Below are 16244 nucleotides of genomic sequence, written 5' to 3' on the forward strand. Positions count from 1 at the left end.
GCGGCTATCTGGCCCCCGCGCGGGCGATCCACCTCTAGGTAATACCGTTATGTGGCACGGCATGCGGCGCCACACCGACATTCAACTCGGATATGAACTCGCCCTCAACCGTAGTGGGTAATTGCAAGGGTCGTGCGGCGCTTACGCGATCGGCGCGGCTTCGTCGCCTGCAAGGTCGACCGCATCGGCATCCTCAGCATCGATGCTTGCAGGGCCGCAGCGTGCATCGGTTTCGGGGGTGCTGGATAACAGCGGGCTGTTGTGAAACAGTTTTGCGATCCAGTCGACGAACGCACGCACGGCCGCGGAGAGATGGCGGTTGTGTGGGTAGATGGCGGAAATGGGCAGCGGCCGCGGCTTCCATTGCGAAAGAATCTCGACCAATGCACCCGATTCGAGGTACGGCAGCGCCATGAAGCGGGGGCCCTGGACGATGCCGAGGTCATTCAGTGCGCCAACCAGATACGCCTCGGCATCGTTCACCGCGATCGAGCCGTGCATCCTGATTTCGACCACTTTGCCGTCCACTTCGAACGTGAATGACATGGTGCGGCCCGAGCGGCCGTAGTAATAGTTCAGCGTGCGGTGATTGGCGAGTTCAGCCAGCGTTCGCGGGGTGCCGGCGTTGCGCAGATACTGCGGGCTCGCGACGGTAACGCCCTGATAGACGCCGACACGCTTCGCCACGAGCGTCGAATCCTGCAAGGTGCCAATGCGTATCGCGCAGTCGATGCCCTCTTGCACGAGATCCAGAGACTTGTCCCCGAGGCCGAGCCGCAGGTCGATTTCGGGGTACTGCTTGTGAAAGTCGCGCAGCGCGGGCATCACAATGAGGCGCCCGAGCGCGCCGGGCATGTCGACGCGCAGCTTGCCACGCGGCGATCGCTTCTTGTCGAGGAACGAGCGCTCGATGTCGTCGATGTCGGCGAGCACGCGTGCGCACCGCTCATAATAGGCAGAGCCGTCCGGCGTGAGGTTGAGACTGCGTGTCGTGCGCTGCAGCAGACGCGTGTTCAGGTGTGCTTCGAGGCTCTGGATAATGACCGTCACACGTCCGCGCGGCATGTTCAAAGTCTCGGCCGTGCGTGTGAAGCTCTTCGTCTCCACCACGCGCGCGAATACTTTCATGGCCTGTACGATATCCATTGCGTCCACCTCTTCAGAATCGGGCTGTCACGCTTAGCGCGCAGTCTAAACCGCCGCTGCGCACGCCGCCACACGCCCGCGTGGTGCGTGGGAGGCGGCCCGGGTGTCGAGTCACGCCGGGCACGCACGTCCACCGTCGCCCGATCTATAGTGGTAGTCGACGTGCATACGTGTACAAGTGCATCTCGAATGGCGGTATCCCGTGACTTGAACCGGGCTTTCGTGGTGTCCGACGTGCTCCGCAGGAGATATCCCGATGCAACTGATCGGTCCGTGGCTGTCCGGCTATACGCGGCGTGTCGGCGTTACCCTGCATCTGCTGAATATTCCGTTCGAGCACGTGCCGTATCACGCATACCAGCAGAGGGACCGCGTGCGGGCGTTCAGCCCGATGATGCGCGTGCCCGCGCTACAACTGGACGACGGTCAACTGCTGATCGACAGCGGTGCGATCGTCGACTATCTGGATAGCTTTGTGCCGTCCGCGCAGCGATTGATGCCGGACGGCGGCGCAGCGCGCGTGCATGCGATGCAGCTCGTCGGCTATGCGACGGCCTGCTACGACAAGCTGGCCCGCTACTGCGACGAACTGATGCTGCGGCCCGAGGCTTATCGATTGCCGCATTTGCAGGCCGGCTACGAGGAACAGATGCTGATCGGGTTCGACGTGCTGAATGCGGCGCGCGCGGAACCATGGTTCCTCGGTTCAAGCATCTCGCAAGCCGATGTGATGACGGTTGTTGCGTTCCAGAGTGCGGCAGTGGCGATGCCGCGCACGGTCAACAGCGACGCTTTTCCGCGATTGGCAGCGCTCGCGCAGCGCGCAATGCAAATGCCGGCGTTTTCTTTGACGCTTCCCGATGTGAGGGACCTGCAAGCGTCAGGACTCGTCAGCGAGGACCATCGCGCGTAGCGACCGCCGCCGGCACCCGTCGGCGACGGCATTCACGTTCAAAGGATCGCGTTTCCGGCGCGCTGGCGATCTTGATTGGCCGGTTTTTATACCCGTCATGGGACGACTGATATATCATATATCAGCTTATCTGCCACCCCAGTCCACCATGCTCGATCCGTCGTTGCTCGGCCGCTTGTCGTTCACGCACGCTGAGCCGTCCAAAGCCCCGCTGCCCCCGGGGCGCCACCGCCTTGGTCTCGCCGACGACCGCGACGCAGTCCTGTTCGTGCCTGAAGGGGTGAGCGAAGCCACTGCTGTGCCGCTCTTCGTGATGTTTCATGGCGCAGGCGGCTTTCCGGAGAAAGTGCTGCCCTTCATCGAAGCCCACGCGCAGCAGCATCGTTTCCTCGTGCTCGCGCCGCATTCGACCTATCCGACATGGGACCTCGTCATCGGCGGCAACGGCCCGGACCTCGAACGCCTGCATCAGGCATTGACGGAAGTCACTTCGCGCTATCGCGTCGACCGTCGTCATCTGGCTTTCGGGGGCTTTTCGGACGGCGCAAGCTACGCGCTATCGATCGGTGTGACGAACGGCGATATCGCGAGTCATGTGATCGCGTTGTCAGGCGGATTCTTTTCAGTCTTCGTTCAGGAAGGGACACCGCAGATTTTCATCGCGCACGGCCTCGCGGACGAGCAACTGTCGATCGCCACCAGCGGCCGCGCGAACGCGGCCAAACTCAAAGCCGCGGGCTACGAGGTGCAATATGTCGAATTCAACGGCCCGCATGCGATTCAACCGCCGATCGTCGACCTCGCGGTCGAGTTCTTTCTAAAACAAGGTCAATGAGCCCGGCCTGAAAAAAAGCGCGCGAAAGGCCGATGATCAGCCGACGGGATGGCGATCAAGCCGCGATAAGTCACGATAACCCGCTTTAAGCCGCGGTCACCCGTGCTTAACTTCTGGAGACGAGTCAATGGATTTTGAAATACCGGAATCGCTGATCCATCCACTGCTCGGGATGATCGGAACCGGTTCGCCCCTCGCAAGACAACTGGAAGCACACGGTATCTGTCACGGCAACATGATCGTATCGAGCAAGCTGTTCGATGCGCAGTCGCTGAACTCGCTGTACATGCTGAGCAAGACCCAGGACGATCGCGGGCTGATGTTCCAGATGCTCGCGCTCGACGGCATCTATAACGCGCCGCAGGCACGCGTGATTCCTTCGCTGGACCAACTGGTGCCGGGTCTGATCGCCTATCTGTCGCGCGACGCGCTCGACGGCTGGCTGTACCGCCGCAACAAGGACGGCGCGCTGCTGCCGTGGCTCGTGAACCGGATGCGCTATGTCGAGCCTGAGCAGGGCATGCCGTACGTCGTCGTCGATATGATCGCGAACACGATGCAGTCGGCCAATTCGGAGCAGACCGACTACAGCAAGCGGCGCTCCGGTATGACGACCTCGCTGATGTTCAATCGTAGCGACATCGTCGATCGCACGATTCCCGAACTGCTCGCCGAGTTTGGCTTCTACAAGGAATGTGCGGAGTTCAGGAAAGAATACGACCAGCACGCACAGCGTTTTCTCAGATACCAGCGCCGCTTCGGCGCACAGTTTGTCGTCACGAAGGCGGCCTTCACGATCGATGCGAAGGGCGCGCCCGAACTCGCGCGCATTGTCGATGGCGTCGCCGCGAAGTGTGTCAACGACGAAGAGCGGCTCGAGCGCCGCTTCGAGATGACCAGCGACCCGAGCTTCTGGCGCAACGCCGGCATCGAAGCGGGCTTCGACAGAATTCCGTTGCATTGCTACGTGCATCTGTTCCATCTCGAATGGCACAAGAATATCTGGACGCACGTGCAGCATATGACCGAGTATCGCTACCAGCCTGAGCTGCGCGACAAGCTGGTGCTGCCCGGCGATCATCGCGACCTGATCGATATCCTGACGTCGAACATCGAAGTGTTCGTGCAGGACTTCGTGCAAGGCAAATCGGGCGGTACGACGATCCTCTGCCAGGGCGCACCGGGACTCGGCAAGACGCTGACCGCGGAGATCTATTCGGAAGTGGTCGGCAAGCCGCTCTACCGCGTGCATTCAGGGCAGCTCGGCACCACCGCCGCTTCAGTGGGCGCGGCGCTGACCGGCGTGCTGCGGCGCGCGATGCGCTGGGACGCGATTCTGCTGCTCGACGAAGCGGACGTCTATATCCGGCGGCGCGACAACGACCTCGAACACAACGCGATCGTCGCGGAATTCCTGCGGACGCTCGAATACTTCAACGGACTGATGTTCATGACCACCAACCGGATCGGCGACGTCGACGATGCGATTCTGTCGCGCTGCATTGCGACGATCCATTACGAGTTGCCGTCGAAAACCGACTCGACGCGGCTCTGGAAACTGCTGGCCGAGCAGTTCGGCGCGGACCTCGACGACGCGCTGATCGAAGCACTGACGGTCCGTTACCCGAAGGCAAGCGGACGCGACATCAAGGAGTTGCTGAAACTTGCGACCCGCTACTGCAAGGCGAAGCAGCTTCCATTGAGCGAAGACGTGTTCCGTCTGTGCGCGCTGTTCCGTGGGCACGCGTAACTGCCGCTGTTTACTGATATCCGCACCCACCCGCCTGCCCGCAAACCCCCCTCCATTACACGCACCGCACACTGCCCGCGAACCTGCACGCAACCGCATCGAATGGGACAATCCGCGAGGCCGTCGACACGACGGCTTTCGGTCATCTGACTTCGATGTCAATTAGCTCACAGGAACGGAGACCCGCACATGCGGTTTGTTGGTCAGTTATTCGCTATTGCAACCCTCGCGAGCGTCGTGGGCGTCTCGCATGCCCAGATACCGCAGCCGGCAGGCGGCCAGACCGGCAGCTTCGCCGAAGGCGATTTACCGCTTGAAAGCGGGCAGTCGATCAAGGACTTCTCGATCTCCTACGAAACCTACGGAACACTGAACGCCGACAAATCGAACGCGATCCTGATGGTGACCGCGATTGGCGGCACGCACCACCGTCTGGACTATCTGATCGGACCGGGCAAGGCGCTCGATACGAACCGCTACTTCATCATCACGACTGATGCGATCGGCAACGGCTTGACTACGTCGCCGTCGAACAGCACGAAGCAGCTGGGCATGGCGTTCCCGCGCTTCGTGATTCGCGACATGGTCGAATCGCAGTATCGGCTCGTCACCGGCAGGTTCGGCATAACGCATCTGTTCGCGGTGGTCGGCGCGTCGATGGGCGGCATGCAGACGCTGCAGTGGGGCGTGAGCCACCCGGACATGATGGACGCGCTGGTGCCGATCGTCCCGCTGGGCCGCACGCCCGCCTGGACGAAGACGGTGCTGGAGCTGACGCGGCAGGAGATCATGAGCGATCCGGCGTGGGACGACGGCCATTACACGCAGGGACAGGAGCCGGAACAAGGGATGCGGCTGTGGGCCGGCACGCTCGCATTGATTACCCGCACGCCGGAACTCATGAAAAACACGTTGCCCGATAACGCCAATGCGACCGGCAAAGGGACCGGCAAAGGGACCGGCAAAGCGACCAACGATGCGACCACCGACGCGGCCGCATGGCTGCGCAAGACGCAGGACAGCACGTGGAAGAATTTCGACGCGCGTAACTGGATCTACCAGACGTGGGCCTACGACGCACACAACCTTGGCACGACGCCTGGTTTCAACGGCGACTACCATCAGGCGCTGCGCTCGATCCGCGCGCGCGTGCTCGTGCTGGCGGGCGTCGGCGATCTGCTGAACCCGGAGCCGGAGGCACTCGAAGTCGCACGCTACGTGCACGGTGCGCAATTCGAGTCGATCGAGCCCCGCTGGCCGTCGGGACACTTTTCGGCAGCCGGCGTGACGCAGCCCGAGGTTGACTTTCAGAACCGCGAAATCGGTGCGTTCCTCACGAAGGTCGCGGCGCAACAGCATCCCGATTGAGCCGACCGCCCCCGGGAATCGGGGAATTAGAGGAACGACTCTTCAGGTTTCGCGAACGCTTGCCGTTATCCCGACTGTAGTGCGTCCGCATGGTTCGTGTGCCTGAACATCGATTCGCATGGTGGCGGGAGACCGTTCGCGCAAGCGGGATCTTCTAACTATCCGTCGCGAAGGAGACTCGATGACTGCGAACGCCAGCACGGCTGTCATTAACCGTCCACACAATTGCGGTATCTGACCGATTTCCCGCGCCGGAGGCCCAGTGATACGGCAAGTATTAGGTAGCCTGCTTCTGACGCTAGGCTGCATCGGCCATGCAAGCGCCGCTGCCGGCGGTCCCGACTGCTCGCGTCCGTTTACGCTCGCGCTGCACGACCATGGCTTGCTCTATTCGCTCGATACCGACAGTGGCATCGACAAGGATTTCGCCGACGAACTCGCCCGCCGCAGCGGCTGCGAGATCCGCGTCAGCCTGATGTCGCGCGCGCGCATCTGGAAGCTGATCGAATCCGGCGCGCTCGATTTCAGCCTGTCCGGCATTACCAACGAAGAGCGCGACCGGTACGCGTCGTTCGCGTGGTACTTCAGTGACAAGTATTATCTGCTAGTGCGCAAGGACGCGGGCATTCATGCGCTGTCCGACTTCGAACACGACGACCGCTTCCAGCTCGGCGTGATCCGCAGCTTCCGCTATAGTGAGTCGGCCAACCATCTGGTCGACACGCTGACCGCGGAGAACCGCGTGAGCCTCGCGGGCGGCCTTGAACCGCTGTACCAGGCACTGCTGCTCAAGCGTATCCAGGGGATGATCATCGAGCCGTTCGACTATCCGGCGATTGACGACAAAAGCATTCGCGACGTGACGACCATCATTGAGTTCAACGATCCCGCGGTGCCGCACGGCCTGATCATGTCGAAGAAGGCATTGTCCGCGGAGCAGCGGGACAAATGGCGCGCGCTGGTCGACGAAATGCGCGCGGACGGCACGGTGCGGCGGATATTCCGCAAATACTTCAAACCCGACCTGGCTGACTCCATGGTCGATTTCCAGCCGTCGCCGTGAACCGGGCGCGCCTTGTCCTGGTCCCGCTGCTGGTTCTATGCTCCGCGTTGATGCTGACGTGGACCGTATGGGATCACGAGCGCCATGCTTCGCAGCACGAACTGCGCTCGCAGTTCACGTACGCGCTGGGCGACGCGGTCAGCCGCATCGAGCAGCGCATGGCGTCTTACGAGCAGATGCTGCGCGGCGTGCAGGCGCTCTTCGTCGCGACCGGCACGCTCGACCGTGACCGCTTTCGCGATTACGTCAACGCGGTCAACGCCGACGCGAACCTGGCTGGCATCCAGGCAATCGGGCTGATCGAGTGGGTTCCGCAAGCGGGCATCGCGCAGCACGTCGACAAGATGCGCCGGCTCGTCGGCGCCGACTATGCGATCGAGCCCCAAGGTTCGCGCGACAGCTATGCGCCCGTCATCGAGCGGCTGCCGTTCGCCGACGGCAGGCGCGCGGTGTTGGGCTTCGATTCATGGTCGAGCCCGGTGCGCCGGGACGCGATGGAGAGGGCGCGCGACTCCGGACTCGCGACGATTTCCGGCAAGGCGCAGCTGGCGTCGGACTTCGGCAAGCTGGATCAGCCGGGCTTCCTGATGTACCTGCCGGTCTATCAGCAAGGCCAGCCGCTCGACACGGTGGCGCAACGCCGCGCACATCTGCTCGGCTGGGTCTATGCGGCGTTCCGGATGCACGATGTGATCGCCAGCCTGTACGGCGAGGATCCGCCTGGCCTGTCGCTCGCGATCTATGACGGTGTGGAACCGTCGGCCGCGGCGCTGCTGTACCGCTCGTCCGACCAGCCGGCGCATCACGTGCCATCGGACCTGTCGGCGCAAGAGTATCTGGTGGTCGACGGGCACGACTGGGTGTTGTCGATGTCCGCGCAGGACCGCTTCATGAAACGGTTCGGCCGCAACGCGGAATGGCTGATCGCGGGCACCGGCGGCGGCCTCTCGGTGCTGCTCGCGCTGCTCGCGTGGATCATGGTGACCGGCCGCAGCCGCGCGATGCGGCTCGCCTCGACGATGACGCGCGAGTTGCGCGAAAGCGAAGAGAAATTCCGCGCGATCGCGGACTGCACGGTCAACCTGGAAGTCTGGTGGGGACCGGACGGCAAGCCGCGCTGGATCAATCCGTCGGTCAGGGAATACACCGGGTACAGCGTCGACGAGTGCATGGCGATGCACGACTTCGCCGGCACGCTGATTCATCCGGAAGACATGCCGCGCGTGGCGCCCGAACTGCTGAAGGGACGCCAGGGGCTGCGCGGCGGCGACCTCGAATTTCGTTGCATCCGCAAGGATGGCGCGCTGATCTGGCTATCGGCATCGTGGGTGCCGATTTACGACGCGAAGGGCTTGCTGACCGGCTTCCGGATGAGCGGTCGCGATATCACCGAGCGTAAGCGCTTCGAAGAGGAACTGCGCATCGCGGCGGTCGCGTTCGAGTCGCTCGAAGGCATGATGGTGACCGATGCGGACGGCACGATCCTGCGCGTGAACTCCGCGTTTACCGTGTGTACCGGCTACACCGCGGTGGAAGCGGTGGGCCGTACGCCGCGCATCCTGCAGTCGGGCCGGCACGATAAGGCGTTCTATCGCGACATGTGGGAGACCATCCATCGCGAAGGCGGCTGGCAGGGCGAGATCTGGGACCGCCGCAAGAACGGCGACATCTATCCGAAGTGGCTGACCATCACCGCGGTAACCGGCGAGAACGGCGCGGTGACGCACTACGTCGGTACCCATCACGACATCACCGAACGGAAGATCGCCGAGGAGCGCATCAAGGAACTCGCCTTCTTCGACGCGTTGACAAGGCTGCCGAACCGCACGCTGCTTTGGGACCGGCTCAGACAGGCCATTGCGGTCAGCGCGCAGACAGGCACCTGCGGCGCGCTGCTGTTTATCGATCTCGACAACTTCAAGACGCTGAACGACACGCTCGGTCACGACAAGGGGGATCTGCTGCTCAAGCAGGTCGCGCAGCGCCTGTCGGGCTGCGTGCGCGAGGGCGATACGGTCGCGCGGGTGGGCGGCGACGAGTTCGTGGTCGTGCTCGGCAGCCTGAGCGGCACGCGCGACGAGGCGGCGAACGAGACCGAGGCGATCGGCGAAAAGATTCTCGCGGTGCTCGGCGACGCGTACCAGCTCAACAGCGTCGACTACCGGACGAGCGCGAGTGTCGGCGCGACGGTGTTTCAGGGACACGAAGCGTCGATCGACGAGTTGCTGAAACAGGCCGATCTGGCGATGTACAAGTGCAAGGAGCGTGGTCGCAATGCGATGTGCTTCTTCGATCCGACGATGCAGACCGTGGTGGTCGAGCGCGCGGCGCTCGAGGCCGCGTTGCGCCGCGCGATCGATGAAGACCAGTTCCTAGTGCATTACCAGGCGCAGGTCAGCGACGGCGACCGCGTGACCGGCGCCGAAGCGCTGGTGCGCTGGCAGCATCCGGAGCGCGGGGTCGTCGCGCCGGCTGATTTTATTCCGCTCGCGGAGGAGACCGGTCTGATTCTCGCGCTCGGCGACAAGGTGCTTGAAACCGCGTGCCTGCAGCTTGCGCAATGGGGGAAGCAGCCCGGCATGGCGCATCTGACGATTGCGGTGAACGTCAGCGCGCAGCAGTTCCGCGAACCTCGCTTTGTCGACAAAGTGCTCGCGGTGCTCGAACGGACCGGTGCGAACCCGTATCGGCTCAAGCTCGAACTGACCGAGAGCGTGCTGGTCGATAACGTCGAGGACATCATCGAGAAGATGGCCGCGTTAAAGGCCAAAGGCGTCGTATTCTCGCTCGACGATTTCGGTATCGGCTACTCGTCGCTGTCGTATCTGAAGCGTTTGCCGCTCGATCAGTTGAAGATCGACCGGTCGTTCGTGCGCGACATCCTGATCGACGCGAACGACGCGGTCATCGCGCGGACCATCGTCGCGCTTGCGCAAAGCCTCGGCCTGGGCGTGATCGCGGAAGGGGTGGAAACCGAGGCGCAGCGCGAGTTTCTCGCGGGCGCCGGGTGCCACGCGTATCAGGGGTATTACTTCTGCCGGCCGCTGCCGGTCGAAGGGTTCGAGGCATTCGCGGGCAGCTTCGACACACAGTCGCTCGCGTAGCCGGGAAGGGCGGCGGCCCGAGGGGCCGCCGTGCCGGTGAAGACCGGTTCTTCGTGGCTAGCCGAATCGAAGCAGAGCGGCACAGAGCTGCGCCGCTCGCCACCACCGGCGAACGTGCGTTATTTGACAGCGTTGACGAGCGACGGGTCGATATAAGCGCTCACGTCCTGCGGCTGCTTGTACACCGCGTTGCGTACGTTGAACTTGTCCGCGTTCGTGCTCGACCCGTAGATCGAATCGAGTCCGTCACCCTTGACGAACGCCTTCTTCGCCGCAGCCGCATCGAGCAGGTGGGTGCCCTTCAACAGCGGCAGATACTGCTCGGGCGACAGGCCAACCCGCGCGGACATGATCTTCACCGCATCGGCCTGCGTCTTCGGATCGTTCACGTAGGCGACGCAGCGATACCAGACCTTGATCACCTTGTCCCAGTCCGCCTTGCGCGATGCGAGGCTCGCCGGATTGACGATGATCGCGTCGTAGATCAGCCCCGGCGCGTCCGCCGACGTGAAGACCGGATGCGAGCCCGGCACACGCTTCAACGCTTCGCCGGCATTCGGCTGCCACGCGCCGACGGCCGCGATGTCCTGCGACGAAGCGAGCACTTGCGGCAACTCATTGGTCTTTGCATTGACGAGCGTCAGATCCGACTCCTTCATGCCATGCTTCGACAGCGCGGTATCGAGCAGCAGGTGATCGACGAGCCCGACCTCGACGCCGACTTTCTTGCCCTTCAACCCCTCGACGGATTTCGTCGACGGCTTGGCGACGATCATGTCGTTGCCGCTCGAGTAGTCGGTCAGCAGGATCATCACGTTTTTCGCGCCGCTCGCGCCGGTCACCAGCGCATCGCCGTTGGTCGCGCCGACGCCGTCGAGCTTGCCGGCCGAGAACGCGTCGAGCGACGCGGAGTAATCGAACCACTCGAAATCGACCGCGACGTTCTCCTGCTTGAACCAGCCCTTGTCGATGGCGACCTGGAACAGAACCCAACCCGGCCAGTCGCTATAGCCGATCTTCAGCGGTGCGGCCGCGTGTGCCGATGCCGATGTGAAGCCGACCGCGAGCGCGGCCGCCGCGCCGGCGAGGCCGCGGCGCAGCGTGCGGGACGCGACGAGTTGAGCGCGTGCGTATTCGAATGCTTTCATTGTGTGCTCCAGGAGACCGGGTGAAGTGTTATATGGATCGCCGTGGCGGCGCGCATCGCGTGCGCGCGCTGGCGTCATGACCGGTTTCCTGCCCTGCACGGGAGCCGGCCACGGAGAGGCACGACAGCGCTCGCTATCGCGGATCTCCCGGGCTTTTGTCCCGCCGTGTAGTGCGGCCGCGAAGCATGCACCGAAGGGTTCATGTTTCGCGGGCCGCACCGGGCTGCTCTCGGACCAGACGTTCGCGTTGAACCGGAACCCTAGCATCCCTAAGATGCGACGCTGCCGCACCTCTCGACGGATGCGCGAAGCCAGAAGCATGCCAGCCGACGCGCACGCGTGCGGGCGACAACGGACGCCGAAAGGACGCAGCTTACGAGCGGTCCAGCATCGCGAAGCGCTGATGGACAAATGCAAGGAATAGTTCGAGCCGGTCTTCAATCTCCGCACTCAGCCGCACAAGCTTGATGCGACGATCATGTTCCGCGCAGGTTTCGCTCACCCAGCCGGCATCGATCAGTTGCTGCACATAACGGACGGCTGTCCGGCGGCTTACGCCCGGCATGAACTCGTAAAGCGCGGTCTTCGCGTACTGCTCGTGCCCGCCGGACCACATCTGGCAGAACAGGTCGCTGTAGTTCAGGTCGGCGAGCCCCAGTTCGCCGAATTGCGCGGACCATTCGAAGTCCATGTCCAGGATCGCGCGCGCGACGGCCTGCGCCTTGGTCCGGGCGATTTTCTTCTTCATCGATTCACCAGCACGAGGAGGGATGCACATTTTATGTGCGAACAGGCTCGCAAAACGAGCGCGTTGCATGCGTACGCGCCGACGTTGGAAATATTATTGATGCATCGCGTTTAACATGTAGTATTGCATGCAATTTTGCATATAAAAAGGACGACGATGCGTTTCGAGCTGTTCAAGACGTTCTGGGGCTTTTCCGATGGCCCGCGCGAGGCGGCCTCTCTGGTCCGCGCGGCCGAGTTCGATGGCATCGAGGCGCAGGTGCCGGCGGGCGTTGCGGAGCGCGACCGCTTTGCGGCGGCCATTGCCGACGAGCGGCTTGAATTGATCGTCGAGATCACGACGGCGGGCAGCTACGTGCCCGAACGCAGCGCGACGCCTGACGATCATCTGCGCGATCTGGAGGCCAAGCTGATCTGGGCGAAGCCTTTGCAGCCGCGCTTTTGCAATGTGATCGCCGGCTGCGATGCGTGGCCCGCGGCCGTGCAAATCGATTTCTTCGCACGCGCGGTCGAACTCGAGACAACGCACGGCATCGTCTGCAGCTTCGAGACACACCGCGGCCGCTCGTTCTTCAATCCATGGATCACGCGCGATGTCGTGCGTGCGGTGCCTCAATTGAAGCTGACCTGCGACTTCAGCCACTGGGTGGTCGTCTGCGAAAGACTGCTCGACAGCGAATGGGAGACGCTGGTCGAGCTCGCACCGCATGCGCACCATGTACACGGACGCGTAGGCTATCCGCAAGGTCCTCAGGTGCCGCATCCGGCTGCGCCGGAGTACGCGGACTGCCTCGCGTCGCATCGGCGCATCTGGGAGTTGCTGTGGGACGCGCAACTCGCGAATGGCTACACGGCGACGACGATGACGCCGGAGTTCGGCCCGGACGGCTATCTGCATACGCTGCCATTCACGAACGCGCCGGTGGCCGACCTATGGGGCATCAATACATGGATCGGCCAACAGGAGCGTCGCCATTTCGCCGGATTTCTCGCGCAGCGTCACCCGAGCGCTGCAACGTCACGCAACCCATCCCTGTTCACAGGTGAACCCCGATGAACCGCACCCACACCGGTTTCGGCACATTGCCGATCGTCGACATTGGCGGTCTTTACCACGACGATCCGCACGAGCGGCTGATCACCGCCCGCGCGCTCGATCGCGCGGCACGCGATGCCGGCTTCTTCTATGTCACGAACCATCGCGTCGGCCGCGCGTTGCAAACGGCGCTGATCGAGCACGCGCAGCGTTTCTTCGCGGCGCCGGACGCATGGAAGATGCGCTACTACATCGGGCACTCCAGCGCGCACCGCGGTTATGTGCCCGAAGGCGAGGAGGTGTTCGCCGCAGGCAAGCGCGACCGGAAAGAGGCGTTCGACACCGGCCGCGACCTGCCGCTCGACGATCCGGATGTGAAGGCCGGCACGCCGATGCTCGGGCCGAACGTCTGGCCTGATCAACCGGGCTTTCGCGAAGCGGTCAGCGGCTATTACGATGCCGCGTTCGATCTGGGCCGGTGTCTTTTTCGCGGCTTCGCACTCGCGCTAGGCTTGCCGGAGATGCATTTCGACGCCTACCTGCACAAGCCGCCGAGCCAGTTGCGGCTCGTGCATTACCCATTCGATGCATCGGCCGAGGACGCGCCCGGCATCGGTGCGCATACCGACTACGAGTGCTTTACGATCCTGCTGCCGACCGCGCCGGGCCTCGAAGTGATGAACGGCGCCGGTGCCTGGATCGATGCGCCGCCTCTCGACGGTGCATTTATCGTCAACATCGGCGACATGCTGGAGATGTGGACCGGCGGCACCTATGTCGCGACATCGCATCGCGTGCGCAAGGTGACGCAGGAACGGTATTCGTTTCCGCTGTTTTTCGCATGCGACTATCGCACGGTGGTCGCGCCGTTGCCGCCGTTCGCGACGCCTGACGCGTGCGCAAAGTATCCGCCGCTTGCGGTCGGCGATCATCTGTTTGCGCAGACCGCGCAGAGCTTCACCTACCTGAAGCGGCGTCTCGAACGGGGCGAGTTGACATTGCCGGATGGCTCGAAGCAATTGTCGAGCTTCGGACAGGAAGCGCGCTATGCAGTGCCGCAGTCGCACCCTTGATGGGTGCGCGTGTGCTGTGCGCGGCGTGTGGCTAACGCGGCGTGACGCGCTGCTTTTGCAGTTCGATAAAGCGCGCTGAAAGCAATGCATAGAGCGCGCGGCGAGCGGTAGTCAGAAGAGGCATGGTTGGCGAAAGAGGGTGAACGCGGCTTCATTAGAGCAACGCCTATGCCATGCGTAAGCGCGATGAAAATCACGCCCATCGATTCCGTATGCACGCTATCCGCCCGAAGATGGCGCTCGTGCGCATTCGATTGGTGCGCGCTCGCCCCGCGCCAGGGCGGACAACAGGTTGTTGCGCACACGCTGCGTGAATGCGCGTTTAGCGCGACCGATACCGCAAACACGGCGTGAATCCGCACGCGTGCGATGCGCGGCGAAGCGCTGGCACAGTACTCGCTTTAACACGCGGCGAGAGGTGCGAAGCAATTTGCATCATCTTCAGGATCGCTAGGGTTCCGGTCGTGCGGCAAAGGCTGCGCGATGCCTGGTCCGAGAGCAATCCGGTCTTGCCGTCCACCTTGTACGAAGGCGCCGGCTTGGCTCCACGGAGGGATAAAAGCCCGGGAGGTCGCGATGTCGTTCATCGCCCCTCTCACGCTTATCCCTATCGATCAACAGGAGCCTCCATGCCGTCGAATCCCCCCGTCGACCTCGCGCCGGTCGCGCATCCGCTATGGGAAACGGTGATCCCAGCCGGTACGCACTGGTCCGGTGTCCTGCGCCGCGGCGTCGCGTTGCGTATCGTCGATCTCGAAGGCGGCGCGAATCTGGCGGCCGTGTTCTACCGCCAGGAAGACCCGCTCGAACGCTACAACATGGCCGACACGCTGAAGGCGCAACACACCGCGCATCTGACACGCGGCCACGTGCTGTACTCGGACATGGGTCGCGTGTTCGCGTCGATCACGGCCGATACGGTCGGCTGGCATGACCCGCTTGGCGGCATCGGCGATGCGCAGCTATTCGAGCAGAAATACGGCGTCGCACGGTATCAGGCGCATCGCAATGCGATGATCCGCAACGGCCGCGACAGCCTGCTGCTTGAACTCGCCAGGCACGGGCTCGGCACGCGCGACCTGGTCGCCAACGTCAACTTCTTCAGCAAGCTCGCGGCTGCCGATGACGGTTCGCTTAGCTTCGTCGCGAACCATTCACGCGCCGGCGATGCGTTCGATCTGCGCTTCGAAATGAACACGCTCGCCGCGTTTTCGACGGCGCCGCATCCGCTCGATCCGGCTGCGGGGTATCAGCCGAAGCCGGTCAAGCTGGTTGCCTATCGCGCTTACCCGAGCGACGGTGTCGTGCCGTCCGATGACCCGTGCCGCGCGCAATGCGCGGAAAACGAGCGGGGCTTCGTCAACACCGAACGTCTTTTCGTTTAAGGAGCGTCGCCATGACCATCATCGAAAGCACGCTGGACGCGCGCGACGCGGTTTACGATTTCACGCTGCCGTCGGGCGAGCCCTGGCTGCATGAAGTGAAGCGCGGCCAGATCTTCAGGATTCTCGATCTCGAAGGCAACCAGGCCGTCGATACGCTGTTCTATAACAGCGCCGATCCGCTCGAGCGCTACAGCGCGCAGGATACGATCCGCAAGCAACTGAACCTGTACCTCAGCGCGGGCAGCGTGCTGATGTCGAACCTTGGCAATCCGATGCTGACGATCGTCGCCGACACCTGCGGCCGGCACGATACGCTAGGCGGCGCCTGTGCGGCGGAAAGCAACACGGTCCGCTACTCGCTCGACAAGCGTCATATGCACAGCTGCCGCGATAGCTTTCTGCATGCGATCACGCACTGTACATGCGGCATCGGCACGCATCTGACCAAGCGGGACATTGTCAGCAACATCAACTTCTTCATGAACGTGCCGGTCACGCCGCTTGGGAAATTGACCTTTGAAGACGGTATTTCGGCGCCCGGCAAATATGTCGAGATGCGCGCCGAGATGGATGTCACGGTGCTGATCTCGAACTGCCCGCAATTGAACAACCCGTGCAACGGCTATAACCCGACGCCCGTGCGGCTCTCGATCTGGGAGGCGCAATGAGCGAGCCG

13 protein-coding genes and 2 riboswitches are annotated in these 16244 nt (G+C 63.0%); of the genes, 10 read left to right on the top strand and 3 right to left on the bottom strand.

What is annotated here, in order from left to right:
- Positions 1–141 precede the first annotated feature (141 nt).
- Entirely contained in the window at positions 142–1146 is a 1005-nt protein-coding gene (locus HV796_RS34300) for a LysR family transcriptional regulator (protein WP_175232333.1), read from the bottom strand.
- A gap of 256 nt (positions 1147–1402) precedes the next feature.
- On the opposite strand from HV796_RS34300, the gene HV796_RS34305 reads away from it, so the two are divergent.
- The 6 genes from HV796_RS34305 (at position 1403) to HV796_RS34330 (ending at position 10179) form a co-directional block, all read left to right on the top strand.
- Entirely contained in the window at positions 1403–2059 is a 657-nt protein-coding gene (locus HV796_RS34305) for a glutathione S-transferase family protein (RefSeq protein WP_175232334.1), read from the top strand.
- A gap of 148 nt (positions 2060–2207) precedes the next feature.
- Complete coding sequence (locus tag HV796_RS34310; RefSeq protein WP_175232335.1) at positions 2208–2894, top strand: alpha/beta hydrolase; 687 nt, start codon at positions 2208–2210, stop codon at positions 2892–2894.
- Positions 2895–3021: 127 nt separating this feature from the next.
- The gene (locus HV796_RS34315) at positions 3022–4644 is read left to right on the top strand and encodes an AAA family ATPase (protein WP_175232336.1); all 1623 of its coding nucleotides are present in this window, start codon (positions 3022–3024) and stop codon (positions 4642–4644) included.
- Between the two features lie 189 nt (positions 4645–4833).
- Complete coding sequence (locus HV796_RS34320) at positions 4834–6012, top strand: alpha/beta fold hydrolase (RefSeq protein WP_175232337.1); 1179 nt, start codon at positions 4834–4836, stop codon at positions 6010–6012.
- Between the two features lie 262 nt (positions 6013–6274).
- Complete coding sequence (locus HV796_RS34325; RefSeq protein ID WP_175232338.1) at positions 6275–7075, top strand: substrate-binding periplasmic protein; 801 nt, start codon at positions 6275–6277, stop codon at positions 7073–7075.
- Positions 7072–10179, top strand: coding sequence for a bifunctional diguanylate cyclase/phosphodiesterase (locus tag HV796_RS34330; RefSeq protein ID WP_175232339.1), 3108 nt, complete (start codon positions 7072–7074; stop codon positions 10177–10179). The genes HV796_RS34325 and HV796_RS34330 overlap by 4 nt, the downstream gene beginning before the upstream one ends.
- A gap of 119 nt (positions 10180–10298) precedes the next feature.
- Here HV796_RS34330 and HV796_RS34335 read toward each other — a convergent pair whose 3' ends face one another.
- Positions 10299–11327 carry an ABC transporter substrate-binding protein gene (locus tag HV796_RS34335; protein ID WP_175232340.1) on the bottom strand — a complete coding sequence of 343 codons (1029 nt, stop codon included), beginning with the start codon at positions 11325–11327 and terminating at the stop codon, positions 10299–10301.
- A 142-nt stretch (positions 11328–11469) separates the two neighbouring features.
- Positions 11470–11602: riboswitch (guanidine-I (ykkC/yxkD leader) on the bottom strand.
- A gap of 98 nt (positions 11603–11700) precedes the next feature.
- A complete protein-coding gene (locus HV796_RS34340) occupies positions 11701–12075 on the bottom strand; it encodes a helix-turn-helix domain-containing protein (protein WP_175232341.1) in 375 nt (124 codons plus the stop codon).
- Positions 12076–12231: 156 nt separating this feature from the next.
- Here HV796_RS34340 and HV796_RS34345 point away from each other — a divergent pair, with 156 nt between their 5' ends.
- The 4 genes from HV796_RS34345 to HV796_RS34360 all read left to right on the top strand — a co-directional run bounded on the left by HV796_RS34345 (position 12232) and on the right by HV796_RS34360 (position 16236).
- Complete coding sequence (locus HV796_RS34345) at positions 12232–13131, top strand: sugar phosphate isomerase/epimerase family protein (RefSeq protein WP_246356189.1); 900 nt, start codon at positions 12232–12234, stop codon at positions 13129–13131.
- Positions 13128–14183 (top strand): isopenicillin N synthase family dioxygenase, encoded by a 1056-nt coding sequence (locus HV796_RS34350; protein WP_175232342.1) that lies wholly within the window; start codon positions 13128–13130, stop codon positions 14181–14183. Before HV796_RS34345 ends, HV796_RS34350 begins: the two co-directional genes overlap by 4 nt.
- A gap of 439 nt (positions 14184–14622) precedes the next feature.
- Positions 14623–14755: riboswitch (guanidine-I (ykkC/yxkD leader) on the top strand.
- A 57-nt stretch (positions 14756–14812) separates the two neighbouring features.
- A complete protein-coding gene (locus HV796_RS34355; RefSeq protein WP_175232343.1) occupies positions 14813–15568 on the top strand; it encodes an urea amidolyase associated protein UAAP1 in 756 nt (251 codons plus the stop codon).
- An 11-nt stretch (positions 15569–15579) separates the two neighbouring features.
- On the top strand, positions 15580–16236 hold the full coding sequence (locus tag HV796_RS34360; RefSeq protein ID WP_175232344.1) for an urea amidolyase associated protein UAAP2: 657 nt from the start codon (positions 15580–15582) through the stop codon (positions 16234–16236).
- The last annotated feature ends 8 nt before the right edge of the window (positions 16237–16244 follow it).

The sequence above is a fragment of the Paraburkholderia humisilvae genome (genome assembly GCF_902859855.1).
GTDB classification, from domain to species: Bacteria; Pseudomonadota; Gammaproteobacteria; order Burkholderiales; family Burkholderiaceae; genus Paraburkholderia; species Paraburkholderia humisilvae.

Bases quoted from the DNA above. Each gene is read 5' to 3' on its own strand.
- HV796_RS34360 (WP_175232344.1), top strand. From the start codon at position 15,580: ATGACCATCATCGAAAGCACGCTGGACGCGCGCGACGCGGTTTACGAT.
- HV796_RS34315 (WP_175232336.1), top strand. From the start codon at position 3,022: ATGGATTTTGAAATACCGGAATCGCTGATCCATCCACTGCTCGGGATG.
- HV796_RS34320 (WP_175232337.1), top strand. From the start codon at position 4,834: ATGCGGTTTGTTGGTCAGTTATTCGCTATTGCAACCCTCGCGAGCGTC.
- HV796_RS34300 (WP_175232333.1), bottom strand. From the start codon at position 1,146: ATGGATATCGTACAGGCCATGAAAGTATTCGCGCGCGTGGTGGAGACG.
- HV796_RS34345 (WP_246356189.1), top strand. From the start codon at position 12,232: ATGCGTTTCGAGCTGTTCAAGACGTTCTGGGGCTTTTCCGATGGCCCG.
- HV796_RS34310 (WP_175232335.1), top strand. From the start codon at position 2,208: ATGCTCGATCCGTCGTTGCTCGGCCGCTTGTCGTTCACGCACGCTGAG.
- HV796_RS34355 (WP_175232343.1), top strand. From the start codon at position 14,813: ATGCCGTCGAATCCCCCCGTCGACCTCGCGCCGGTCGCGCATCCGCTA.
- HV796_RS34340 (WP_175232341.1), bottom strand. From the start codon at position 12,075: ATGAAGAAGAAAATCGCCCGGACCAAGGCGCAGGCCGTCGCGCGCGCG.
- HV796_RS34305 (WP_175232334.1), top strand. From the start codon at position 1,403: ATGCAACTGATCGGTCCGTGGCTGTCCGGCTATACGCGGCGTGTCGGC.
- HV796_RS34335 (WP_175232340.1), bottom strand. From the start codon at position 11,327: ATGAAAGCATTCGAATACGCACGCGCTCAACTCGTCGCGTCCCGCACG.
- HV796_RS34350 (WP_175232342.1), top strand. From the start codon at position 13,128: ATGAACCGCACCCACACCGGTTTCGGCACATTGCCGATCGTCGACATT.